Source organism: Rhodococcus sp. 05-339-2 (assembly GCF_002258965.1).
In the GTDB taxonomy this organism is placed as follows: domain Bacteria; phylum Actinomycetota; class Actinomycetes; order Mycobacteriales; family Mycobacteriaceae; genus Rhodococcoides.
This window is the reverse complement of the sequence record NZ_NOYW01000006.1, coordinates 1-23,350: the sequence shown is the minus strand read 5'-3', so window position 1 is coordinate 23,350 and position 23,350 is coordinate 1. Positions and strand designations below refer to the sequence as shown.

Below are 23,350 nucleotides of genomic sequence, written 5' to 3'. Positions count from 1 at the left end.
GTGGTCGAGTTCGCCGAGGAACTGGGCACGCAGCTGGTTCGGCTGCAACGCTTGCGCGAGCGGAACATCGCCCAGATCTCGTCTTCGGGCGGTGTCGACGGGGCTGCTTACGTATGCTTGTTCCGCCTGCTGCGCGACGGGCCGATGAGATCCAGTGAGCTGGCCACGATGGTGAACTCGGATCCGTCGACAGTGAGCAGGCAGGTGGCTCAACTGGTCGAACGGGGGCACGTCGAGCGTGTGCCCGACGAGAGAGACGGAAGGGCCTTCGTTCTCGCCGTGACGCAGTCCGGGCGGGACGTGGCCGCGGCAATTCAGCAACGCCGTACCGAATCTCTCGGTCGGGTGATCGAGGGGTGGGATCGCGAGGACCGGGCGTCACTGGTCGCTTTGCTGGATCGTTTCTTGACCGATTACGAAGAAATGAGACCGGACCTTCCGGCCCGACGCGCAGGTAGCGTCTGAGCCGCCGACAGTCGACAAGGGATCGTTTCGTAGAGGTGCGCGACGAGTCGGGACAACCGGTTCGGACGGAGGGGGCGCGGTGCCAATGGATCGCGATCGACCGCCGCACGGTCGGGCGAGCGGACCGCGAGTAGGTTCGGTGAGGCTCGAACGTCGCGTCGCGCTCGGGATCGCCGCCTTGGTTCCTTCGTTCGGTCTGATCGGGGCCATTGCGATGTTCTCCGACGACGGTCCCGCGTGCACGACCGCGAAGGTCGTCTGTCTGCTGGTGCTGATCTCGACCGTCCCGGTGGGAGCGTGGTGGCTTCGGCGTTCGCTGGATGCGTCGCACATGCCCGGGTGGTTCGTGGTGTACGCCGACGTGGGCGTCGCAGCGATGTTGCTCACCTTCGCCGGCCGCGATCTGGCTCTGAACGGGGCGGCCCTGTTCGCGGTGATCGGCATCTACATCGTCTACTTCGCCCGGCGGCGAGTGCTCGGATTCCACATGCTGTTCGTCAATGTGACGGTCGTGATTCTGGCGGCGCTGGCGCTGGCGGAGGACACTCACGATCTGGCGTCGACCGCCGCCAGGACCCTCGCGACGCTGCTGGTGGTCAATTCGGTGCTGGTGTTTCGCGCCGTGATTCAGCATCAACTCGATCTCGCCAACACCGACTCGCTGACCGGTCTGCTCAACAGGCGCGGCCTGGAACTGCGGTTCGAACGCATGATGGCGTCGCTCGACGCGGATCGTTCGGTGGCGTTGATGGTGGTCGATCTCGATCAGTTCAAACAGGTCAACGACACCTACGGCCATGCAGTGGGCGACCGCGTGCTGCGTCGCACGGCTCGTAGATTGAAGAGCGCCACGGGGGCGCGGCCGTGTGTGGCCCGCACCGGAGGTGAGGAATTCACCATCGCGCTGCCGGTCACGGAAGCCGCGGCGCACTCGATTGCCGACGAGATCCGCGAATCCGTCCACGATTCGCTCGACGACGTACCGGTGACGGTCAGCGTCGGTGTGGCGATGATCAACGGCAGCCGCTGGTCGGACGCAGCAGAGTCGGGTGACGGGGAGGACCTGCTGCACAACGTTCTGCTCGACGCCGACGCCGCGATGTACGAGTCCAAGCACGCGGGCGGAAACAGAGCGACGGTGTATGCCGGCGAATGATCCGCCGGCGTACACCGTCGTCGTTCGGGGAAGAACGTGTGACTTCCGTCAGCGCAAGGCGCTCTTGGGGTCGTTCCACAGCTGATCGGTGAAGTCCTCCAACGCGACGAGCACGATGGTGTCCTCGGTGCGGCGCAGAATCGACTTACTGGCGCGGACCTGCACGATATCGCCGGTCTTGTCGGTCATCCGCCACAGAGAATCCGCGCGGGTGGCCACCGTGGTGAGGAACATGTCCGCGACATTGACGCCCTCCGGTGCCCGGTCGGGGAAGATGTCGTGCAGGTGGAAGTCCTCCCGCTCGGTGCGGTCCAGGCCGAACAGATCGTCGAAGGCCTCGTTCGCGAACACGATGGCACCGGTGGGATCGACGGCAAGGATCGGCACCGGAATTCGGTCGAGGACGACCGTGACCGGCAGATCGGGAAACTGCGTCGGATCCGAGATCGGTCGCGAATCCAGATTGCGCCGATCACCGTTGGAAGTGCTGTCGGTCATGCGTTTCCCCAAACTAGTTTCGTCGGCGTTCGGCCGAGGGCGAGGTGTGTGATGCCGAAACGATCAGTGCTCCGGATTGTCCGCCAAGCGCTTGAATGATGCAGCGATTTCGGCCTCTGCCTCTGCGCGGCCCACCCAGTCTGCCCCGGTGACGTGCTTGTTGGGTTCGAGATCCTTGTAATGGACGAAGAAATGCTTGATCGCATCGAGCTCGAACGTCGAGACGTCGCTCAGATCCTGGATGTGGTCCCAACGAGTGTCGCCTGCGGGAACGCACAGCACCTTGTCGTCGCCGCCGGCCTCGTCGACCATCTTGAACATCGCCACGGGACGGGCTTCGACGATGACGCCGGGGAACACCGACTCGGGCAGCAGAACCAGTGCGTCGAGCGGATCGCCGTCCTCGCCGAGCGTGTTCTCGATGAAGCCGTAATCGGCTGGATACGCCATCGCGGTGTAGAGGTAGCGATCGAGTCGAACACGTCCGGTGACGTGGTCGACCTCGTACTTGTTGCGCTGCCCCTTGGGGATCTCGATGGTGACGTCGAACGGCACGTGCAGTCCTCACTGTCTTCGTTCGGGCCCGACCGGGCCCGAACCGTTGCGAATGTGTCGATGGTGGCGGCGCAAGGCTACCGGACCCGAGGATACTGTTGACTGAACGATCGTGGGTACGACCACGGCAGATACGGAGGAACAGTGGCGGGGCTGACACGACGGTTCCTCGGCCCCACAGCGGGCCGACGGCGCAGGAAGAAGCGCGTGATCCTGACGCTGTGTGCGCTGTTCGTCGTGATCCTCGCCGCGACGACCGCGGCCCTCGTGTTGCCGTCGGTGTCCGACGGAGCCGAGACCGCGATCGAGCCCCCACCCGAGACGGTGCTGCCCGACCCTGCGATCACCCCGTTCCCGGAATCGGCACCGGTGCCGAACTCGGCAGCTCTGGCAGCTGCGCTGGCCCAGGTGGTCGACGATCCCGCCCTCGGCACGTTCACCGGCACCGTCGCCGACGCACGGACCGGTCAGGTGCTCTGGTCCCAGAACCCCGACACTCCGATGACGCCTGCCTCGACCACCAAGGTCCTCACCGCTGCCGCGGCGATGCTCGCGCTCCCGGCCGATCACCGCGTCACCACCCGCGTGGTCCAGGGCAACGGCGAGGGCAACATCGTGCTGATCGCGGGCGGCGACCCCACACTCACCGCGCTTCCGGTCGGAACGGACGGGTTCTATCCGGGAGCGGCGCGCATCGACGACCTGGTGGAGCAGATTCGGCGCAGCGGAACGGTGGTGCGCAGCATCGGCGTCGACACCTCCGTCTATTCCGGTGACACGATGGCGCAGGGCTGGTTCCCCGCCGATATCGCCGCCGGTTCCATCACACCGATCGAACCGATCATGCTCGACGGCGGACGATCGGACCCACTCGTCGACGAGTCGCCGCGCAGTACAACCCCGGCGCTGGATGCAGGCCGCGCACTGGCCGCTGGGCTGGGCGTCGACCCGGCAGCGGTGACGATCGGCAAGGCCGTCGACGGGGCCGATCAGATCGCATCCGTCGAATCCGCGCCGCTGCGGAACCGATTGCAGCAGATGATCTATCGCTCCGACAATGTTCTCGCCGAGGCCGTAGGACGCGAAATCTCTCTCGAAATGAACACGGCGGCAAGCTTTTCCGGAGCTGTGGCGTCGATCGGGCAGACCCTGTACTCGGCAGGCTTCGACATGGCCGGACTCACGCTCGAGGACGCCAGCGGACTGTCGGTCGACGGCAAGATTCCGGCCAGGCTGCTCGATCAGGTGTTGACGTCGGCAGCGGGAACCGAGCAGCCTGCACTGCGTCCGATGCTCGATTATCTTCCGGTCGCCGGCGCGACCGGAACCCTGACGGATCGGTACGCCTCGGGGGATCGAACCGGAGCGGGCTGGGTTCGCGCCAAGACCGGAACGCTCTCTGCTGCAAGCGCTTTGGCGGGATACGTCGTCGACGTCGACGGCCGCATCCTGACCTTCGCGCTGATGTCCAACGACCGGCCGCCCGACGTCAGTCGCCCCGCCCTCGATGCCGTCGCATCGACCCTGAGATTGTGTGGTTGCCAGTGAACACGGACGCAGCAACGAAGGCCGAAGACGGCGAATCCACGTCCGGTTTCGCCGGTGCCGTCGATTGGTCGGTGGCGGCGAAGACCGGAGCGAAGCTGGCCCGCCCGGGTCCGGCCACGTCTCGCTACACCGCCGATGCGGCCGTGGAAGAGCTTGCCGCCGCATCGATTCGGGCCGAGGGGCCGGTTCGCGAGACCACCGGCCTGGCCGACGGCCTCCCCGTGCCCGACGCCCAGGTGGTCGACCGCGCCGGCTGGATCGCCGCGGCCGCGTCGTCGATGAAGCACCTGACCGGAGACGACGACGGTACGCCGCCGTCCGGTCTGCTCGGCGGAAAGCCGGCCGGACTGCAGGCCGGAGCGATGCTGGCCTTCCTGTCCAGCGCCATTCTCGGACAGTACGACCCCTTCACCGGCGAGAACGGAACGCTGCTTCTGGTCGCGCCCAACGTGATTGCCGTCGAGCGGGCGCTTCGTGTGTCGCCGAGCGACTTCCGGTTGTGGGTGTGCCTACACGAGGTGACGCACCGAGTGCAGTTCTCCTCCGCGCCGTGGCTCGGCGGCTACATGCGCGAGAACGTCGGGGTGCTCTCCGACGGCACCGACGAGCCGCTGACAGATGTCGCCAACCGGCTGACCGGTGCGCTGAAGGCCCGCAAGAATCCGAGCGGGTCCACCAGGTCCGAGGACGCAGGCATCGTCGGACTCCTGCGCGCCACCCAACCGCAGCCCCAGCGCGACGCCATCGACCGACTCCTGGTGCTGGGCACCCTGCTCGAAGGCCACGCCGACCACGTGATGGACGCCGTCGGACCGGCCGTCGTGCCGACCGTGACGCAGATCCGTGGTGCGTTCGATCAGCGCCGTCGACGCAAGGTGAACCCGCTGCAACGCGTCGTCCGGGCACTGCTCGGCATGGACGCGAAGATGGCGCAGTACGTGCGCGGCAAGGCATTCGTCGATCACGTCGTCGCCACGGTGGGGATGGAACGCTTCAACACCGTGTGGACCGGGCCCGACACCCTGCCGTTGCTGTCGGAGATCGAGGACCCCGACGCCTGGATCGCCCGAGTTCTGGGCTGATGCCCACGCGGCTACCCGAAGGCCCCGCGCTGCTCGAGGTCAGGCATGCGGTGCGCGCGTGGCTCGCCGCCCACCCCGGTCCTGTCGCCGTCGCGTTGTCCGGCGGCGCGGATTCGTTGGCGTTGACCGCAGCGACCGTGGCGGAGGCTCCGGGTGTGCTCGCGTTGATCGTCGATCACGGTCTGCAGGCCGGCTCGGCGCAGGTGGCCTCGACTGCGGCGGCGCACGCTCTCGAATTCGGTGTCGCCGACGCGCGTGTTCTGACGGTGCAGGTGAGCGGTTCGGGAGGGATGGAAGCAGCCGCCCGCCGAGCCAGGTACGACGCGTTGAACCAAGCCCGCGGCGACGCGTCGGTGCTGGTGGCGCACACCCTCGACGATCAGGCCGAAACGGTGCTGCTCGGGTTGGGGCGCGGATCGGGACCGCGGTCGATCGCCGGGATGGCGGCATTCGATGCGCCGTGGGGCCGGCCGCTGCTCGGAGTCAGGCGCAGCGTGACCCGGGCTGCCTGCGTCGAGCTGGGGATCGAGCCGTTCGAGGATCCGCACAACATCGACACCGACTTCACCCGGGTGCGGTTGCGTCACGAGGTGCTGCCCCTGCTCGAGGATGTGCTCGGCGGTGGTGTCGCCGCTGCACTCGCGCGGACCGCCGAGCAGTTGCGCGAGGACGGCCGGGTCCTCGACGCGATTGCCGAGTCCGTCGTCGATACCGATGCGCCGGACCTCGAGGTCGCTGTGCTCGACCCGCTCGCTCCTGCCGTTCGCAGGCGAGTGCTGCGTCGATGGTTGCTCGGCCGAGGTGTGACGTCGCTGACCGACCGGCAGATCCGGGCCGTCGATGCCCTCGTCGGACGGTGGACGGGCCAGGGCGGAGTCGCGCTGCCAGGAGGAACGCCCGACGCCAGGTTGGTGTGCTCGCGTCGGCATGGCAGGCTGAGCGTCGGCCTGGAGAACGAATGAAGGGAAACCCCGTGTACGAGGGCGACATCGAATCGGTTCTCATTTCCGAGGAACAGATCAAAGCACGCACTGCGGAACTCGCAGAAGAGATCGCCCAGCGGTATCCCGAAGGCTCGCCGGAAGGTGACCTGCTCCTGGTCGGCGTCCTCAAGGGCGCGATCATGTTCATGACCGACTTCGCGCGCGCATTGCCCATCCCGGCGCAGCTCGAGTTCATGGCGGTCAGCTCCTACGGGTCGTCCACCTCGTCGTCGGGCGTCGTCCGGATCCTCAAGGACCTCGACCGCGACATCACCGGACGCCACGTGCTGATCGTGGAGGACATCATCGACTCCGGTCTGACGCTGAGCTGGCTCAAGCGCAACCTCGCGACCCGCTCGCCTGCCTCGCTGTCGGTGGTGACGTTGCTGCGCAAGCCCGACGCCATCAAGGTCGACGTGGAGGTCGCGAACGTTGGCTTCGACATCCCCAACGAATTCGTCGTCGGCTACGGCCTCGACTACAACGAGCGCTACCGGGACCTGCCGTACATCGGCCTACTCGATCCCAAGGTCTACAGCTGAGTTCGTTCGTTCGGTCCACCCCGCCCGCGTGAATGGACCATTGCCGCGCGGAGACGCATGCAATGGTCCATCGATGCGGATAAGGTGCCCATCAGGTGGGGAACTGCCGGGGGAGTGCAGTCGTTGGAGGGGAAGGAGCGTCGACGCAAACAGGTGCGTGGACGCACAGCGCCAGGTAAGAGCGAGTCAGATGTCCGAGTCTCGCGCTAGCCTGGAGTATCCGGCGGGCAGGGAGCAGCCAGCGCGCTGGAGCGGACTGAAAGGACACGGCCGACTCGGCTGAAGCTGTATGAATCGGAAGACAGTAATACGAAATCTTGCCATCGTTTTCGGCATTCTGTTGGTGATCTATGCCTTCAGCTACTTCGGTAACGACACGCGGGATTGGAAGACGGTCGACACCTCGGTGGCGATCGCCCAGCTCGACGACCGCAATGTCGAGTCCGCGCAGATCGACGACCGTGAGCAACAGATTCGGCTGACGCTCAAAGAGGCGTCCGACGCCACGGACAATCAGACCCAGATCATTGCCAAGTATCCGGACTCGGCGTCCGAGCAGATCTTCGACAAGGTCGACTCCCAGGGGTTGACCAGCTACAACACCACCGTCACCCAGGAGAGCTGGTTCAGCTCGTTCCTGCTGCTGATCCTGCCGATGGTGCTGATCCTCGGCGTGATCATCTTCGTGATGAGCCGCATGCAGGGTGGCGGACGCGGTGGCGTCATGGGCTTCGGCAAGTCCAAGGCCAAGCAGCTGACGAAGGACATGCCCAAGACCACGTTCGCCGACGTCGCGGGCGCGGACGAGGCAGTCGAAGAGCTCTACGAGATCAAGGACTTCCTGCAGAACCCGTCTCGCTACCAGGCCCTCGGTGCCAAGATTCCGCGCGGCGTACTGCTGTACGGCCCTCCCGGAACCGGCAAGACGCTGCTCGCGCGCGCCGTCGCGGGTGAGGCAGGCGTGCCGTTCTTCACCATCTCCGGCTCGGACTTCGTCGAGATGTTCGTCGGTGTCGGCGCGTCCCGCGTGCGCGACCTGTTCGAGCAGGCCAAGCAGAACAGCCCCTGCATCATCTTCGTCGACGAGATCGACGCCGTCGGTCGTCAGCGCGGCGCAGGCATGGGCGGCGGTCACGACGAGCGCGAACAGACGCTCAACCAGCTCCTCGTCGAGATGGACGGCTTCGGTGAGCGCACCGGCGTCATCCTCATCGCCGCCACCAACCGCCCCGACATCCTCGACCCCGCACTGTTGCGTCCGGGCCGCTTCGATCGGCAGATCCCGGTCGGTGCCCCCGACCTGGCCGGCCGTCGGGCGATCCTGAAGGTGCACTCGGCAGGCAAGCCCGTTGCGCAGGACGCCGACCTCGAAGGTCTCGCCAAGCGAACCGTCGGAATGTCCGGTGCCGACCTGGCGAACGTCATCAACGAAGCGGCACTGCTCACCGCCCGCGAGAACGGCACCGTCATCACCGAGGCATCCCTCGAGGAGTCGGTGGACCGCGTCGTCGGTGGCCCGCGCCGCAAGAGTCGGATCATCAGCGAGCACGAACGCAAGATCACCGCGTACCACGAGGGTGGTCACACTCTCGCGGCGTGGGCGATGCCCGATATCGAGCCCGTCTACAAGGTCACCATCCTCGCTCGCGGTCGCACCGGCGGTCACGCGATGACGGTGCCCGAGGACGACAAGGGCCTGATGACGCGGTCGGAGATGATCGCTCGCCTCGTCATGGCCATGGGTGGCCGCGCGGCCGAAGAGCTCGTCTTCCACGAGCCGACCACCGGTGCGTCCTCGGACATCGACCAGGCCACCAAGATCGCTCGCGCGATGGTCACCGAGTACGGCATGAGCAGCAAGCTCGGAGCCGTTCGCTACGGACAGGAACAGGGTGACCCGTTCCTCGGTCGTTCGATGGGCCAGCAGTCCGACTTCTCGCACGAGGTCGCCCGCGAGATCGACGAGGAGGTGCGCAAGCTCATCGAGGCGGCGCACACCGAGGCGTGGGCCATCCTCAACGAGTACCGCGACCTGCTCGACACCCTTGCCTCGGAGCTGCTCGAACGCGAGACGCTCACCCGCAAGGACCTCGAGAAGATCTTCCACAGCGTCACCAAGCGTCCGCGCATCACGCTGTTCAACGACTTCGGTGATCGCAAGCCCTCGGACAAGCCGCCGGTCAAGACTCCTCGCGAACTCGCCGCCGAGCGCGGCGAGCCGTGGCCTCCGGTGCCGCCGGCCCCGAAGCAGCTTCCGCCGCAACAGTTTCCGCAGCCCAGCTACGCCGGTTCGCCGCAGCTGAGCAAGGGTGGCTACCCGAACGGAAGCAACGGATACAACGGGTCTCCGACCAACGGCGCACCCACAAACGGTGCCCCGTCGAACGGCGCTCCGAGCAACGGTGGCCCGGTCAACGGATCGCCGAACACCGGCGACGTCGATGCGCCGAACACCGGTGGGCGACGCAGCGCCCCGGTAACCGGCGGCTTCAACGGCGGCGGCTACAACGGCGGGCCCAACGGAGGTTACGGCGGCCCGGTCAACGGAGGGGCTCCCAACGGGGGCGGATACTCCGAGGGCTATCGCAGGCAGGACCCGCGCCCGAGCGGCCCGAGCCAGGGCTCGCGTCCCGATTACGGTGCCCCGGCCGGATGGTCGGCTCCGGGATGGCCTCCGCGTGAGCAGTCCGCGGTTCCCCGTTACCAGGGACCGACCACGCCGCCTGCTGCGAACCAGCCGAATCGCGAGCAGTCGGAATCGGATCGACCGGACCAAAATCGGTACGAGCCGCCGCAGGGACAGCCACCGGCGTACCGACAGCACCCCACCTATCAGCAGCCACAGGCGTATCAACCGCCGACCGCTGCACCGTCGAATCAACCGCCTTCGAATCAACCACCGGAATATCAGCAGCCGCAGTATCAGCCGGATCCGTTCCGGCCGGACGCTCGGGACCAGGGTCGTACCTCTCGGCACGAGCCCCCGTACGGCCAGAACCAGAACGATGCTGCTCCGGCCGAGGCGTCGCCTCCCACCTGGGAGGTTCCGACTCCGTCGCAGAGCTATCCGCTGCCCGGAGACGATCGTTCCGCGAGCAGCCCGTCCGAGGACTCGCGGCGAGACGAGCGAGCCGAGGACGACGGCGACGAAGGTCCGAGGACGCAACGCTGGGAAGGGCCGGGCGGTTCGTACCGCTAGGTCCATCATTAGGCTGGCTGGGTCGACCCTTTCGGTCGGCCCAGTCCGTCGTTCGAACCGTGCTGAAGGTCGACGCAGCTGCTCGTGAAGAACAGGTGCAGTTCGGCCCAGCTGTCACATTCGCGGAGCCCAACCGGAGGTACGTTCTCGTGTCAGTCAACCGGACCGACGAGTCGGCAATCGACTCGGCAGAAGTCCCAGCAGCGCAGCAGAGGGCAGTGGAAGAGACAGTGGCCTACGCCACCGGCGCGGTCTTCGACCAGCCTCGCGCCGAGGCCGCCGTGCGTGAGCTGTTGATCGCCGTCGGCGAGGATCCCGACCGTCCAGGTCTGCTCGACACCCCGGCCCGCGTCGCGCGTTCCTACCGCGAAATTTTCGCCGGGCTCTACACCGACCCGGACACTGCGCTGAACACGACGTTCGACGAGGGGCACCAGGAACTGGTTCTCGTCCGCGACATCCCCATGTTCTCCACGTGCGAGCATCACCTCGTCTCGTTCCACGGCGTTGCACACGTCGGCTACATCCCTGGCAAGAGCGGCAAGGTCACCGGCCTGTCGAAGCTGGCGCGCGTGGTGGACATGTACGCCAAGCGCCCGCAGGTGCAGGAGCGTCTGACCAGCCAGATCGCCGACGCGTTGATGCGCAAGCTCGACCCGCGCGGTGCAATCGTCGTGATCGAGGCCGAGCACCTGTGCATGGCCATGCGCGGGATTCGCAAGCCGGGTGCCAGTACCACCACCTCCGCGGTGCGGGGTCTGTTGCAGTCCAGCGCGGCGTCGCGTTCGGAAGCTCTGGACCTGATTCTGCGGAAATGACGCGTCCGGTCGATTCCCGATGAGCCCGGCGCGAAGTATCCCCCCGGCACCCGTCGTCATGGGTGTACTCAACGTCACTGCCGATTCGTTCTCCGACGGCGGTCGATACCTCGACGTCGACGCTGCCGTCGAACACGGGTTGGCGATGCATCGTCGCGGCGTCGACATAGTCGACGTCGGTGGTGAGTCGACGCGGCCCGGAGCAGACCGGATCGATCCGACACTCGAGGCGCAGCGTGTCGTACCGGTCATCGCTGCGCTCGCCGAAGCAGGGGTGGCCACCAGCGTCGACACGATGCGCGCCTCGGTCGCCGAGGCCGCGATCGAGGCCGGGGTATCGATCGTCAACGACGTCTCGGGCGGTCGGGCGGATCCGGCCATGGCCCGGGTGGTTGCGGACGGCGGATTGCCGTGGATCCTGATGCACTGGCGAGCCGCCGGATCCGAATACCGGCACGCCGGTCCGGCCGATCGATACCACGACGTGGTCGCCGACGTCCGCAGCGAACTGCTCGAACAGGTCGACCACGCAGTGGCCGCAGGAGTGGACACCGCGATGCTCGTGCTCGACCCGGGCCTCGGCTTCGCCAAGAACGCCGAGCACAACTGGCAACTGCTCCGTGGCCTCCCCGATCTGGTGTCGGCCGGCTTCCCGGTTCTCGTCGGTGCCTCCAGGAAGCGATTCCTCGGATCACTGCTGGCGGACGACGACGGTTCTCCGCGACCGCCGGACGGGCGAGAGGTCGCCACGGCCGTGGTGTCGGCGCTCGCCGTCGCCGGGGGAGCGTGGGGTGTGCGCGTGCACGACGTTCGAGCGTCACTCGACGCGGTGGCGGTCGTACGGGCATGGCAGGGTGATCGGGCATGAGCGAGATCAGCAGCCGCGTCGGCACCGGGACGCGTCGCGGCGACCGCATCGAACTGCGTGGCCTGACGGTGCGCGGCAATCACGGCGTCTTCGGCTTCGAGAAGCGAGACGGGCAGGACTTCGTCGTCGACATCACCGTCTGGATGGACCTGCGGCCCGCGGCCGAGACCGACGACCTGACGCGAACCCTGCACTACGGAGAACTGGCCGAGCACGCCGCGGCTGTCGTCGCGGGCCCGTCGAGGGATCTGATCGAGACGGTCTCGGCCGAGATCGCCGAGGTCGTGCTGGCGTACGACTCACGCGTCGACGCGGTGGAAGTGGTGCTGCACAAGCCGTCGGCACCCATCCCGTTGACGTTCGGGGACGTTGCCGTGGTGGCGTACCGGGAGCGGTCGTGACCCGGGCGGTGCTGTCCATCGGCAGCAACGTCGGTGATTCGCTGGCCCACTTGCGTTCTGTCACAACCGAATTGGGTCCACGGCTGGTGGCCTGTTCGCCGGTCTATCGCTCCGCTCCCTGGGGCGGCGTCGAGCAGCAGGACTTCCTCAATGCCGTCGTGGTGGCCGAGGACGAAGCGTTCGACGCCTGGGATTGGTTGCGCTTCGGGCAGCGCCTCGAGAAGGCGGCCGACCGCGTTCGAGTGCAGCGGTGGGGGCCGCGGAGCCTCGACGTCGACGTGGTGGTGTGCGAGAACCTGATCAGCGAGGACCCTCGTCTGATCCTTCCGCACCCGCGCGCGCACGAGCGGGCGTTCGTCCTGCTGCCGTGGCTGGACGTCGAACCGGACGCCACCCTGCGCGTCGGCGACGACGATGTGCCGGTGACCGAATTGCTCGCGCGACTGAGTCCGGAGGAGCGTGCGGGAGTTGTCCAGCAGGAGTGGAGCCTGCAGGAACGACCGGAAGAGCAAGAGGGCGTCGGTGATGGGTCGTGGTGACCAATCCCACCAAGGTCTGGGATGTGCTGGGTCTTTTCCTGGTCGCCTCGATAGGCACGTGGTTGCTGGTTCGGGTCTTCTACGGCTCGTTGCCTCCGATTCCGGTGTACGCCGGGGCGTCGTTGTATCTGGTCGCGGTGGTGCAAATGGTCACCGCGGTGATCGTTCGCAACCGCATCGCCGAGCATCGGGTGGGCAGCGGCCTGCACGATCTGCACCCGTTGACGGTGTTCAGGGCGTTGGTGTTGGCCAAGGCATCGATGCTGGTGGGGACCGCTGTCGTCGGAGTGTGCGTCGGGTTTCTGGTGTACGTGATACCGCGTGCGGCGACGGTGCGGGCAGCGTCGTCGGACAGGGCCGGAGCCGTCGTCGCGCTCGTGGCGGGACTGGCCGTCGTCGCTGCCGCGGTGTGGCTCGAACAGTGCTGCCGTACCCCGGAAGACCGTGACGACGAGCGTTCTCGGTAACGCTCGAAACATTTGATTGTTACCTCGGTTGTGTAAGTGATCGGTCGAGGATGACTATTTGCGAACGATTTGCCAGTTACCCTTGTGAACATGACAGATCAGACTCGCGCAAAGAAGGGACGCCGTAAGAGGCGTAGTGCGAGCCAGCTGTTCCTCGCGGCGCTCGTCGTGTTCGGCATCATCGCCAGTGTGTTGTTGCTCTTCACCGAGAGCGTGCAGTGGATGAGAGTCGGTGTCCTTTCGGCGCTGTGGGCTGCGGTGATCGGTGCGTTCGCGATGACCAAATACCGGCGCGAGGCGGCCGCCGATCAGATCAAGGCCAAGGATCTGCAGACGGTCTACGAGTTGCAGTTGGCTCGGGAGATCTCGGCGCGACGCGAGTACGAGATGAACGTCGAAGCCCGGGTTCGCAGCGAATCGCAGCTCGAGATCGACGAGGTCGCAGCACTGCGCAACGAACTCGCTGCCCTCCGCCAGAACCTGCAGGTGCTCTTCGACGGCAATCTGCCCACCGAACGTGTCGCACTGCGTGCCGAAGCGATGAGGATGCAAGAACTCGGCGGACGCGGGTACGACAGCTACCAACCTGCGCCGTCCGGCCTGTACGTCCCCGGTCGCGGCAACGGTTCGATGGCACCGGGAACCGGCCTCAACGGAGTCGGAACTCCCTACGACGAGCCGGTCACAGCCGAGACGTCGGTGGTGTACCCCGAGGATCCGGACGAGATGCCGCAGGCCACGGCTTCCGCAGCGGCATCGTCGGCTGCCGAATCGGCCCAGGATTCGTCCGCCGAGGATTCGTTCGAGGAGACGAGTCACGACACGGACGCCTCCGACACGGACGCGGACCCGAACGAGCGACCTGCAGCACAGGCCCGCCCCTACGGCGCACCGAGACCGGCGGGGCGCGTCACGCCGCCCAGCTCCCCTTTCACCGCATACGACTTCGAGCAGACGCGTCGACCTGCGGCCGAGCCGGAACCCGAGGCGGAGCCAGAGCCGCAGGCCACAGCCGAGACCGAACACACTGAGGTCGACTCGGTCGGTTCGTACTCCACGGGTTCGTTCTCCGCGGACTCGTATTCCACGGAGTCCTATGCTGCGGATCCGTTCTCCGCGGAGCCGAACGTGCAATCCGAGAACGAGCCCGCCGCGGACCGGAACGGCGACGCCCTCTCTGCGTCGCGCGCCTCGCTGCGTGAATCGGCGGACGCGTTGTTCGCGGCCGATCACGACTACCGGACATCGGTTGAGGACACGTCCGTCTCGCCCCGACGCGGTCGAAGGCGCGCGGAGTCGACCGACGACGAGGATGCGTCGGGCGCACACTCGAACGGTCGATCCGTCGCCGAGATCATGGCCGGACTGCAAGGCGGAGGGTCCGGAGATGCGGCCACGACCGACCCGGGCACACGCCGCCGTCGCCGTCGCGCAGACTGAGAACCAGATCACACAGTTCTTCCATGGCCCGCGAGGGGTCGCGGTCGCTATTGTTCCGTGCAGGACGTCCGGTACCCGCAGAGCGGGACTGGAACGAACGAGAGGAAATTTTCGGTGACCTCATCCGGGTTCACTGGTGGTCTGTCTCCGGCTCGCTTGACGGTAGGTGTCGTCTCGGCGGGACGGGTCGGTACCGCATTCGGTGAGGCGCTCGAACGCGTCGGGCATGTGGTCGTCGGTGCCGCTGCCGTGTCGGACGCGTCCATCACGCGGGTGCGTGAGCGGCTCCCCGAGTCCCAGGTGCTGCCCGTCGACGAGGTTGCTCGTCGCGCCGAACTGCTGATCCTGGCGGTACCGGACAGCGAGTTGGCATCGATCGTGGCGGGCCTGGCGTCCACCGGAGCGGTGGCACCGGGAAAGTTGGTGGTGCATACCTCCGGCGCGAACGGGATCTCGGTACTCGAGCCGCTGTCCGCTCTCGGTGCCGTGCCGTTGGCGATCCACCCGGCCATGACGTTCAGCGGCGGAGTCGAGGACACCGACCGGATGACGGCGGCGTGCTTCGGCATCACCGCAGGCGACGAGATCGGCTACGCGGTGGCGCAGGCCCTGGTGCTCGAGATCGGCGGCGAGCCGGTGCACGTGCCAGAGAACAATCGGCCGCTCTACCATGCCGCGCTCGCGCACGGCAGCAATCACCTCGTCACGCTTGTGGTCGACGCGGTCGAAGCCCTCCGAGTTGCATTGGCCGGACCGGGTTTTCCCGGTTCGGATTCCGAACGCGGTGTGCCCGAGCGTGTTCTGGCTCCACTGCTCGAAGCTGCGCTGGACAATGCTCTGCGCAACGGACAGTCGGCGCTCACCGGGCCGGTGGCCCGCGGCGATACCGCGGCCGTCGGCAAGCATCTCGACGTACTCGAATCCGTGGATTCGAGGATCGCAGCCGGATACCGCGCGCTGTCCTTGCGATCGGCGCAGCGGATCGGTGCCAAGGCAGACCTGATCGAACTTCTGGAAGGCAATCGATGACCCTCGCGGGCAGCTACACAAAGGGGCAGTTGACGGTTCACCACGATCCTGCGGTGATCACGTCGGTGTCCAAAGCACTTCGGGGCGTCGGGAAGCAGGTCGCTCTGGTTCCGACCATGGGCGCGCTGCACGCAGGGCACGTGCAGTTGGTGCGGCAGGCCAAGCTCACCGGTGCGGTGGTGATCGTGTCGATCTTCGTCAACCCGCTGCAGTTCGGTGTGGGCGAGGACCTCGATGCCTACCCGCGCACCCTCGACGCCGATGTCGCGTTGCTGCGTGAAGAGGGCGTCGAACTGGTCTTCGCGCCGTCGGCGTCGGACATGTATCCGTCGGGTCCGCGCACCACCGTCAATCCCGGACCGCTCGGCGCAGAGCTCGAAGGCTCGAGCAGGCCAACGCATTTCGCCGGAATGCTCACCGTGGTGGCCAAGCTGCTGCAGATCGCGGCTCCGCATCGCGCGTACTTCGGCGAGAAGGACTACCAGCAACTGACACTGATCCGGCAGATGGTGCGCGATCTGAACTTCGACGTCGCCGTCATCGGGGTCCCGACGGTTCGCGAGCAGGACGGTCTTGCGCTGTCCTCGCGTAATCGCTACCTGGACCCCGAGCAGCGTGACGCTGCGATGGCGCTGTCGGCCGCGCTGGTCGCCGGGGCGCACGCCGCGGCCGGGGGAGTCGAGGCCATCATCGCCACTGCGCGTGCCGTTCTGGACGAGGCTCCGCTGGTTCAGGTCGACTACCTGGAGGTGCGTGACCCGCATCTCGGTCCGGCTCCCGAACGTGGGGACGGCAGACTGCTCGTGGCGGCCAAGGTCGGCACCACGAGATTGATCGACAATGTCGGTGTCGCAGTCGGCACCGGTTTTCTGGAGGCAGGAGTGGAGCCTGCGGAACGACCAGAAAAAATTAGTCCCGACGATCCGAAGAGCTGAGGGCACAACATGTTTCGAACAATGATGAAGTCCAAGATCCATCGCGCCACCGTCACGCACGCCGATCTGCACTACGTGGGCTCGGTGACCGTCGATCAGGATCTGATGGAGGCAGCCGACCTGCTCGAAGGCGAACAGGTCACCATCGTCGACATCGACAACGGTGCGCGGCTCGAAACGTACGTGATCACCGGTGAGCGCGGCAGCGGTGTCATCGGGATCAACGGCGCTGCAGCACATCTGGTCGATCCGGGTGACCTGGTGATCCTGATCGCCTACGGCGTGATGAACGAGCAGGAGGTGGCCGACTACGCGCCGAGGGTGGTGTTCGTCGACGAGAAGAACCGGCCCGTCGAGCTGGGAAGCGATCCGGCTCATGCGCCCGCGGGCTCGGGTCTGATCACACCGCGCGATCTGCGGGCCGATTCCGTGCTGGTCTGATTCGATGCTCCTCGCGATCGATGTACGCAACACCAGTACCGTGGTCGGCCTGTTCACCGGCACCGGTGATCATTCGAAGCTACTGCGAGACTGGCGCATTCGCACCGACCCTCATGTGACGGCCGATGAACTGGCACTGATGCTGCGCGGCCTGCTTGGTGAGGACGCGGAACAGATCACCGGAATCACCGCACTGTCGACCGTTCCGTCGGTGCTTCGGGAGATGCGGACGATGCTCGCGCGCTACTGGGATCACGTGGTGCACGTGATGGTCGAACCCGGCGTGCGGACCGGCGTGCCGTTGCTGGTCGACAATCCCAAGGAGGTCGGTGCCGATCGCATCGTCAATACCCTTGCCGCACACGACCTGTACGGAACGGCGTGCATCGTGGTGGATTTCGGAACCACCACCTGCGTCGACGTCGTCTCGGCCAAGGGGGAATTTCTCGGCGGTGCCATCGCTCCCGGGCTGGAGATGTCCGCGTCGGCCATGTCCACTCGCACGGCCACGCTGCGTGAGGTGGAGATGATCCGGCCCCGTTCGGTACTGGGCAAGAACACCGTGGAGTGCATCCAGTCGGGCACCATCTTCGGGTTCGCCGGTCTGGTCGACGGCCTCGTCGGGCGAATTCGACGAGAGGTTCCCGAGGTGACGGGCGCGGACGTCGCCATCATCGGTACCGGAGACATCGCAGCGTTGATCTTGCCCGAGTCGACGACCATCGAGCACCACGAACCCGACCTGACCCTCGAGGGGCTGCGTCTGGTCTACGAACGCAACATGGCCAAACGACGCCCCCGCTGAACGGCTGGCGCATCGTGCGATGGTGTGCCAGAATCGTCGTCGTGATGACGTGCATGGCCACCCAGGAGTGTTGTCGAGGCTGAACCCTGCCTCGTTCGTACACACCCCTGGAGTAGAGCTTCATGCTTTCCACACCTGTACTTTCCGTACCTTCGCGCACCCCTTTGTCGTCGCGCTCGGTCTCGACGCTTCCGACCCGGTTGCGCCCACCCGACCTGCTGCGCATCACCGACCAGGGCGCATCCGACGTCCTCGAGGGCCGCTTCGACCACCTGCTTCCCGGCGGCGGCCGCTGGCCGACCGACGAGCGTTGGGCCGCCCGACTGCATTCCGACGACGACCTCGACGTCTGGTTGATCAGCTGGGTTCCCGATCGTTCCACCGAACTGCACGATCACGCGGGATCGCTCGGTGCGCTCACCGTTCTCAGCGGTTCCCTTCTCGAATATCGTTGGGCCGGAACAGGACTGAAGGAGCGTCACCTCGACGCCGGTGATCAGGCGTCGTTCCCGCTCGGTTGGGTTCACGACGTGATGCACGATCCGGCGTCCACCACGACCGGCCCCACCCTCAGCGTCCACGCCTACTCGCCGCCCCTGACGGCGATGTCCTACTACGAAGTGACCGAACGGTCCACGCTGCGTCGCACCCGTAGCGAGCTCACCGACGAACCCGAGAAGGCCACGCTGTGACCATCCCCGCCATGACCATTGTCGACATGCTCGAATCCGCACGCGAAACCATCGACCGAATGACCGTCTTCGAGCTGCGCGACGCCGTCGACCGCGGAGCCGTCGTCGTCGACATCCGCCCCCAGGCGCAGCGCGCCGTCGAGGGAACGCTGCCCGGTGCGCTCGCCATCGAACGCAACGTCCTCGAATGGCGTCTGGACCCGACGAGCGATGCGCGCCTGGCGATCGCCGTCGACCACGACGTCGAATGGATCGTCATCTGCTCCGAGGGTTACACCTCGTCTCTCGCCGCCGCGTCGCTCAAGCTGCTGGGTCTGCACCGGTCCACCGATCTGGTCGGCGGTTACCAGGCGCTGAAGTCGGCAGGACTGCTCGGTGTACTCACGCAGGCGAAGCACTGCGTCCGTGAGGCCGAGGCCGTCGCTGCGCACTGATCGTCCGCACCGGATCGGACTGTAAAGTGTGTGCGCGTGACTGACACAGCTTCCACCCAGCAGGCCGACGACACCCCGGAGCAACTACGGATTCGTCGTGCCAAGCGCGCCGCGCTGCTCGAGCGTGGGGTCGAGGCGTATCCGGTGTCGGTTCCACGCACGCACTCCTTGCTCGAGATCAGGACCGAATTTCCCGAACTCGAACCCGACACGACGACCGGCCTCATCGTCGGCGTCGTCGGCCGGGTCATCTTCGTGCGCAACACCGGCAAGCTGTGTTTCGCCACGCTGCAGGAGGGCGACGGCACCCAGCTGCAGGCCATGATCAGCCTGGCAGGTGTCGGCGAGGACGCTCTCGCCCAGTGGAAGTCCGATGTCGATCTCGGCGACTTCGTGTTCGTGCACGGCGAGGTGATCAGCTCCCGCCGCGGCGAGCTGTCCGTGATGGCCGACGCGTGGCAGATCGCATCGAAGTCGTTGCGGCCGTTGCCCGTCGCGCACAAGGAACTGAACGAAGAGACGCGCATTCGGCAGCGGTATCTGGATCTGATCACGCGTCCGGAGGCCAGGGAAACCGCCCGCAAGCGCATCGCCGTCGTCCGGGAACTACGCAACGCACTCGAGCGTCGCGGCTTCCTCGAGGTCGAGACCCCGATGCTGCAGACTTTGCACGGCGGCGCGGCGGCTCGGCCGTTCGTCACCCATTCCAACGCCATGGACACCGACCTCTACCTCCGGATCGCGCCGGAACTGTTTCTCAAGCGCTGCGTCGTCGGCGGCATCGAGAAGGTGTTCGAGATCAACCGGAACTTCCGCAACGAGGGCGCCGACTCCTCGCACTCGCCGGAGTTCGCGATGCTCGAGACATACGAGGCCTACGGGACGTACGACGACTCGGCGAAAATGACGCGTGAACTCGTCCAGGAAGTGGCCATGGCCGCACTCGGGTCCACAGTCGTCACGTTGCCCGACGGCACCACCTACGACCTCGGCGGCGAATGGACGACGCTCGAGATGTACCCGTCGTTGTCCGAATCGCTCGGGTTCGACGTCACCCCCGACACCACCGTCGACGAACTGCTCGCGATCGCCGACAAGGTCGGGGTGGAGGTGCCGCGCAAGGACGGCGTCCCGATCTACGGCCACGGCAAACTCGTCGAGGAACTGTGGGAACACCAGGTCGGCGACGCGTTGACCGAGCCCACCTTCGTCCGTGACTTCCCGGTCGAGACGTCCCCGCTGACGCGTCAGCATCGCAGCAAGCCCGGCGTCACCGAGAAGTGGGATCTCTACGTTCGCGGATTCGAGTTGGCCACCGGCTACTCCGAACTGGTCGACCCGATCATCCAGCGTGAGCGTTTCGAGGATCAGGCGCGTCAGGCCGCGGCAGGCGACGACGAGGCCATGGTGCTCGACGAGGACTTCCTCGCCGCGATGGAACAGGGCATGCCGCCGACCACCGGAACCGGCATGGGCATCGACCGCCTGCTGATGGCGCTGACCGGCTTGGGGATCCGTGAAACGATCCTGTTCCCCATCGTCAAGCCTTCCCAGGCCTGATCGAACGGTGAAGAGCTGTTCGCCAGCAGCGGACAGTGAACGGGAAACGTTTTGCATAGTGCCTGCGTTATGAACAATAAGCAGGCAAGGCAGTCCGCACACGTGGGCCGTCGCGCAGCATTTCAGGGGTGGAGGGTCGGCGTTCGTCACGTCGGCCAACTACAGTGAGAAGCAGTCTTACCTTCAAATGCACAAGCGACCCGGCGTGTTGGACACTGCGGCGCTAGAAGAACTGGTGGGCGAGCTACCACCCGCCAAGAAGTGAGGGAGAGCGATGTTCGAGAGGTTCACCGATCGCGCGCGGCGTGTTGTCGTCCTGGCTCAAGAAGAAGCCCGGATGCTCAACCACAACTACATCGGCACGGAGCACATTCTGCTCGGCCTCATCCACGAGGGCGAAGGCGTCGCAGCCAAGTCTCTCGAGTCGCTGGGCATCTCCCTCGAAGGAGTACGCAGCCAGGTAGAGGAGATCATCGGCCAGGGTCAGCAGGCTCCGTCCGGTCACATTCCGTTCACCCCGCGCGCCAAGAAAGTACTCGAGCTCAGCCTGCGTGAAGCACTGCAGCTCGGCCACAACTACATCGGCACCGAGCACATTCTGCTGGGACTGATCCGCGAAGGCGAAGGCGTCGCAGCTCAGGTTCTGGTCAAGCTCGGAGCCGACCTCAACCGCGTGCGTCAGCAGGTCATCCAGCTGCTGTCGGGCTACCAGGGCAAGGAGCCGTCCGAGAGCGGCAGCGGCCGCGGCGAGGCGGGCACCCCGTCGACGTCACTGGTTCTCGACCAGTTCGGCCGCAACCTCACCCAGGCCGCGCTCGAAGGCAAGCTCGACCCGGTCATCGGTCGCGCGAAGGAAATCGAGCGCGTCATGCAGGTGCTGTCGCGTCGCACCAAGAACAACCCGGTGCTCATCGGCGAGCCCGGTGTCGGTAAGACCGCAGTCGTCGAGGGCCTGGCACAGGCCATCGTCAACGGCGAGGTTCCCGAGACGCTCAAGGACAAGCAGCTCTACACTCTCGACCTCGGCTCGCTCGTGGCCGGCAGCCGTTACCGCGGTGACTTCGAGGAGCGCCTGAAGAAGGTGCTCAAGGAGATCAACACCCGCGGCGACATCATCCTGTTCATCGACGAGCTGCACACGCTCGTCGGCGCAGGTGCCGCCGAAGGTGCCATCGACGCAGCATCGATCCTCAAGCCCAAGCTGGCTCGTGGCGAGCTGCAGACCATCGGTGCCACCACCCTCGACGAGTACCGCAAGTACATCGAGAAGGACGCCGCACTCGAGCGTCGTTTCCAGCCCGTCCAGGTCGGCGAGCCGACTGTCGAGCACACCATCGAGATCCTCAAGGGTCTGCGCGATCGCTACGAGGCACACCACCGCGTCTCGATCACCGACGGTGCCCTCGTCGCTGCCGCCACTCTGGCCGACCGGTACATCAACGACCGGTTCCTGCCCGACAAGGCAATCGACCTCATCGACGAAGCGGGCGCGCGGATGCGCATCCGCCGGATGACCGCGCCGCCAGACCTGCGCGAGTTCGACGACAAGATCGCCGACGCGCGCCGGGAGAAGGAATCGGCCATCGACGCGCAGGACTTCGAGAAGGCTGCGAACCTGCGCGACAAGGAAAAGACGCTCGTCGGTCAGCGCGCCGAGCGGGAGAAGCAGTGGCGCTCCGGTGACCTCGACGTCATCGCCGAGGTGGACGACGAGCAGATCGCCGAGGTTCTGGGTAACTGGACCGGCATCCCCGTCTTCAAGCTCACCGAGGAAGAGACCACTCGTCTGCTCCGCATGGAGGACGAGCTGCACAAGCGGATCATCGGTCAGGTCGAGGCAGTCAAGGCCGTCTCGAAGGCGATCCGTCGTACCCGTGCAGGACTGAAGGACCCGAAGCGTCCGTCGGGCTCGTTCATCTTCGCCGGCCCGTCCGGTGTCGGTAAGACCGAGCTGTCGAAGGCTCTGGCGAACTTCCTCTTCGGCGAGGACGACGCACTCATCCAGATCGACATGGGCGAGTTCCACGACCGCTTCACCGCGTCGCGCCTGTTCGGTGCTCCTCCCGGATACGTCGGGTACGAAGAGGGCGGCCAGCTCACCGAGAAGGTCCGTCGCAAGCCGTTCTCCGTCGTGCTGTTCGACGAGATCGAGAAGGCACACCAGGAGATCTACAACACCCTCCTGCAGGTGCTCGAAGACGGTCGTCTCACCGACGGCCAGGGACGCACGGTCGACTTCAAGAACACCGTGCTCATCTTCACCTCGAACCTCGGTACCTCGGACATCTCGAAGGCAGTCGGCCTCGGCTTCTCCTCGGGCGAAGGCACCGGATCGAACTACGAGCGGATGAAGCTCAAGGTCAACGACGAGCTGAAGAAGCACTTCCGCCCCGAGTTCCTCAACCGTATCGACGACATCGTCGTGTTCCACCAGCTCACCAAGGACGAGATCATCCAGATGGTCGATCTCATGCTCAACCGAGTCGAGGGTGCGCTCAAGAACAAGGACATGGCGATCGAGGTCACCGAGAAGGCGAAGTCGTTGCTCGCCAAGCGCGGATTCGACCCCGTCCTGGGTGCGCGGCCACTGCGTCGCACCATCCAGCGCGAGATCGAGGACCAGCTGTCGGAGAAGATCCTCTTCGGCGAAATCGAAGCCGGCCAGATCATCCTGGTCGACGTCGAGAACTGGGACGGCGAAGGCGCAGGCGAGGACGCGAAGTTCACCTTCCGCGGTGAGAAGAAGGCGATCATCGTCCCCGACGAGGTCCCGGTCGACCTGGCCAAGGCCACCGGAGACAGCGACAGCGAGTAGCTCCACCAGCTCCACACAACGGGCGATCCTCTTTCGAGAGGGTCGCCCGTTGTCGTCTGTCCACCCACCCGCTTACCC

Annotated in this window: 23 protein-coding genes; 21 read left to right on the top strand and 2 right to left on the bottom strand. The window is 66.0% G+C overall.

Annotated features, from left to right (window positions below; genetic code table 11):
• Together CH273_RS05000 and CH273_RS04995 are read left to right on the top strand one after the other, a co-directional pair.
• Complete coding sequence (locus CH273_RS05000; RefSeq protein WP_032395175.1) at nucleotides 1-465, top strand: MarR family winged helix-turn-helix transcriptional regulator; 465 nt, start codon at nucleotides 1-3, stop codon at nucleotides 463-465.
• 139 nt (nucleotides 466-604) lie between these two features.
• Nucleotides 605-1,621, top strand: coding sequence for a GGDEF domain-containing protein (locus CH273_RS04995; RefSeq protein ID WP_230596748.1), 1,017 nt, complete (start codon nucleotides 605-607; stop codon nucleotides 1,619-1,621).
• A 48-nt stretch (nucleotides 1,622-1,669) separates the two neighbouring features.
• Here CH273_RS04995 and CH273_RS04990 read toward each other — a convergent pair whose 3' ends face one another.
• Together CH273_RS04990 and CH273_RS04985 are read right to left on the bottom strand one after the other, a co-directional pair.
• The gene (locus tag CH273_RS04990) at nucleotides 1,670-2,119 is read right to left on the bottom strand and encodes a PAS domain-containing protein (RefSeq protein ID WP_032395173.1); all 450 of its coding nucleotides are present in this window, start codon (nucleotides 2,117-2,119) and stop codon (nucleotides 1,670-1,672) included.
• Nucleotides 2,120-2,182: 63 nt separating this feature from the next.
• Nucleotides 2,183-2,674, bottom strand: coding sequence for an inorganic diphosphatase (locus CH273_RS04985; protein ID WP_032395172.1), 492 nt, complete (start codon nucleotides 2,672-2,674; stop codon nucleotides 2,183-2,185).
• Nucleotides 2,675-2,818: 144 nt separating this feature from the next.
• On the opposite strand from CH273_RS04985, the gene dacB reads away from it, so the two are divergent.
• From dacB to CH273_RS04890, 19 genes are all read left to right on the top strand, one after another.
• Nucleotides 2,819-4,222 carry a D-alanyl-D-alanine carboxypeptidase/D-alanyl-D-alanine endopeptidase gene (dacB, locus tag CH273_RS04980; protein WP_032395171.1) on the top strand — a complete coding sequence of 468 codons (1,404 nt, stop codon included), beginning with the start codon at nucleotides 2,819-2,821 and terminating at the stop codon, nucleotides 4,220-4,222.
• On the top strand, nucleotides 4,213-5,304 hold the full coding sequence (locus tag CH273_RS04975; protein ID WP_371828366.1) for a zinc-dependent metalloprotease: 1,092 nt from the start codon (nucleotides 4,213-4,215) through the stop codon (nucleotides 5,302-5,304). The genes dacB and CH273_RS04975 overlap by 10 nt, the downstream gene beginning before the upstream one ends.
• Nucleotides 5,304-6,266, top strand: a complete 963-nt coding sequence (gene tilS, locus CH273_RS04970; protein ID WP_032395169.1) for a tRNA lysidine(34) synthetase TilS — start codon at nucleotides 5,304-5,306, stop codon at nucleotides 6,264-6,266. Before CH273_RS04975 ends, tilS begins: the two co-directional genes overlap by 1 nt.
• Before the next feature lie 11 nt (nucleotides 6,267-6,277).
• On the top strand, nucleotides 6,278-6,829 hold the full coding sequence (gene hpt, locus CH273_RS04965; protein WP_032395535.1) for a hypoxanthine phosphoribosyltransferase: 552 nt from the start codon (nucleotides 6,278-6,280) through the stop codon (nucleotides 6,827-6,829).
• Nucleotides 6,830-7,118: 289 nt separating this feature from the next.
• Nucleotides 7,119-10,028, top strand: a complete 2,910-nt coding sequence (gene ftsH / locus CH273_RS04960; RefSeq protein ID WP_032395168.1) for an ATP-dependent zinc metalloprotease FtsH — start codon at nucleotides 7,119-7,121, stop codon at nucleotides 10,026-10,028.
• Between the two features lie 218 nt (nucleotides 10,029-10,246).
• On the top strand, nucleotides 10,247-10,846 hold the full coding sequence (gene folE / locus CH273_RS04955; protein ID WP_032395534.1) for a GTP cyclohydrolase I FolE: 600 nt from the start codon (nucleotides 10,247-10,249) through the stop codon (nucleotides 10,844-10,846).
• A gap of 19 nt (nucleotides 10,847-10,865) precedes the next feature.
• A complete protein-coding gene (folP, locus tag CH273_RS04950) occupies nucleotides 10,866-11,714 on the top strand; it encodes a dihydropteroate synthase (protein WP_179275423.1) in 849 nt (282 codons plus the stop codon).
• Nucleotides 11,711-12,115 carry a dihydroneopterin aldolase gene (folB, locus tag CH273_RS04945; protein WP_052049454.1) on the top strand — a complete coding sequence of 135 codons (405 nt, stop codon included), beginning with the start codon at nucleotides 11,711-11,713 and terminating at the stop codon, nucleotides 12,113-12,115. Before folP ends, folB begins: the two co-directional genes overlap by 4 nt.
• Entirely contained in the window at nucleotides 12,112-12,654 is a 543-nt protein-coding gene (folK, locus tag CH273_RS04940; protein ID WP_032395167.1) for a 2-amino-4-hydroxy-6-hydroxymethyldihydropteridine diphosphokinase, read from the top strand. Before folB ends, folK begins: the two co-directional genes overlap by 4 nt.
• Entirely contained in the window at nucleotides 12,651-13,121 is a 471-nt protein-coding gene (locus CH273_RS04935; protein ID WP_032395531.1) for a DUF3180 domain-containing protein, read from the top strand. Before folK ends, CH273_RS04935 begins: the two co-directional genes overlap by 4 nt.
• A gap of 90 nt (nucleotides 13,122-13,211) precedes the next feature.
• Complete coding sequence (locus tag CH273_RS04930; RefSeq protein WP_032395530.1) at nucleotides 13,212-14,561, top strand: DUF6779 domain-containing protein; 1,350 nt, start codon at nucleotides 13,212-13,214, stop codon at nucleotides 14,559-14,561.
• Nucleotides 14,562-14,675: 114 nt separating this feature from the next.
• The gene (locus CH273_RS04925; RefSeq protein WP_032395166.1) at nucleotides 14,676-15,590 is read left to right on the top strand and encodes a Rossmann-like and DUF2520 domain-containing protein; all 915 of its coding nucleotides are present in this window, start codon (nucleotides 14,676-14,678) and stop codon (nucleotides 15,588-15,590) included.
• Nucleotides 15,587-16,525, top strand: coding sequence for a pantoate--beta-alanine ligase (panC, locus tag CH273_RS04920; RefSeq protein ID WP_032395165.1), 939 nt, complete (start codon nucleotides 15,587-15,589; stop codon nucleotides 16,523-16,525). Before CH273_RS04925 ends, panC begins: the two co-directional genes overlap by 4 nt.
• Nucleotides 16,526-16,534: 9 nt before the next feature.
• Entirely contained in the window at nucleotides 16,535-16,966 is a 432-nt protein-coding gene (panD, locus tag CH273_RS04915; RefSeq protein WP_032395164.1) for an aspartate 1-decarboxylase, read from the top strand.
• A 4-nt stretch (nucleotides 16,967-16,970) separates the two neighbouring features.
• On the top strand, nucleotides 16,971-17,771 hold the full coding sequence (locus CH273_RS04910) for a type III pantothenate kinase (RefSeq protein WP_032395163.1): 801 nt from the start codon (nucleotides 16,971-16,973) through the stop codon (nucleotides 17,769-17,771).
• A gap of 122 nt (nucleotides 17,772-17,893) precedes the next feature.
• Nucleotides 17,894-18,463, top strand: coding sequence for a cysteine dioxygenase (locus CH273_RS04905; RefSeq protein WP_032395162.1), 570 nt, complete (start codon nucleotides 17,894-17,896; stop codon nucleotides 18,461-18,463).
• Between the two features lie 11 nt (nucleotides 18,464-18,474).
• A complete protein-coding gene (locus CH273_RS04900; RefSeq protein WP_032395529.1) occupies nucleotides 18,475-18,897 on the top strand; it encodes a rhodanese-like domain-containing protein in 423 nt (140 codons plus the stop codon).
• A 36-nt stretch (nucleotides 18,898-18,933) separates the two neighbouring features.
• On the top strand, nucleotides 18,934-20,457 hold the full coding sequence (gene lysS / locus CH273_RS04895; protein WP_032395161.1) for a lysine--tRNA ligase: 1,524 nt from the start codon (nucleotides 18,934-18,936) through the stop codon (nucleotides 20,455-20,457).
• 274 nt (nucleotides 20,458-20,731) lie between these two features.
• Nucleotides 20,732-23,272 carry an ATP-dependent Clp protease ATP-binding subunit gene (locus tag CH273_RS04890; RefSeq protein WP_032380134.1) on the top strand — a complete coding sequence of 847 codons (2,541 nt, stop codon included), beginning with the start codon at nucleotides 20,732-20,734 and terminating at the stop codon, nucleotides 23,270-23,272.
• The last annotated feature ends 78 nt before the right edge of the window (nucleotides 23,273-23,350 follow it).

Bases quoted from the DNA above. Each gene is read 5' to 3' on its own strand.
- CH273_RS04910 (WP_032395163.1), top strand. From the start codon at position 16,971: ATGCTCCTCGCGATCGATGTACGCAACACCAGTACCGTGGTCGGCCTG.
- tilS (WP_032395169.1), top strand. From the start codon at position 5,304: ATGCCCACGCGGCTACCCGAAGGCCCCGCGCTGCTCGAGGTCAGGCAT.
- ftsH (WP_032395168.1), top strand. From the start codon at position 7,119: ATGAATCGGAAGACAGTAATACGAAATCTTGCCATCGTTTTCGGCATT.
- CH273_RS04900 (WP_032395529.1), top strand. From the start codon at position 18,475: ATGACCATTGTCGACATGCTCGAATCCGCACGCGAAACCATCGACCGA.
- folB (WP_052049454.1), top strand. From the start codon at position 11,711: ATGAGCGAGATCAGCAGCCGCGTCGGCACCGGGACGCGTCGCGGCGAC.
- CH273_RS04890 (WP_032380134.1), top strand. From the start codon at position 20,732: ATGTTCGAGAGGTTCACCGATCGCGCGCGGCGTGTTGTCGTCCTGGCT.
- CH273_RS04905 (WP_032395162.1), top strand. From the start codon at position 17,894: ATGCTTTCCACACCTGTACTTTCCGTACCTTCGCGCACCCCTTTGTCG.
- panD (WP_032395164.1), top strand. From the start codon at position 16,535: ATGTTTCGAACAATGATGAAGTCCAAGATCCATCGCGCCACCGTCACG.
- CH273_RS04930 (WP_032395530.1), top strand. From the start codon at position 13,212: ATGACAGATCAGACTCGCGCAAAGAAGGGACGCCGTAAGAGGCGTAGT.
- panC (WP_032395165.1), top strand. From the start codon at position 15,587: ATGACCCTCGCGGGCAGCTACACAAAGGGGCAGTTGACGGTTCACCAC.
- CH273_RS04990 (WP_032395173.1), bottom strand. From the start codon at position 2,119: ATGACCGACAGCACTTCCAACGGTGATCGGCGCAATCTGGATTCGCGA.
- folP (WP_179275423.1), top strand. From the start codon at position 10,866: ATGAGCCCGGCGCGAAGTATCCCCCCGGCACCCGTCGTCATGGGTGTA.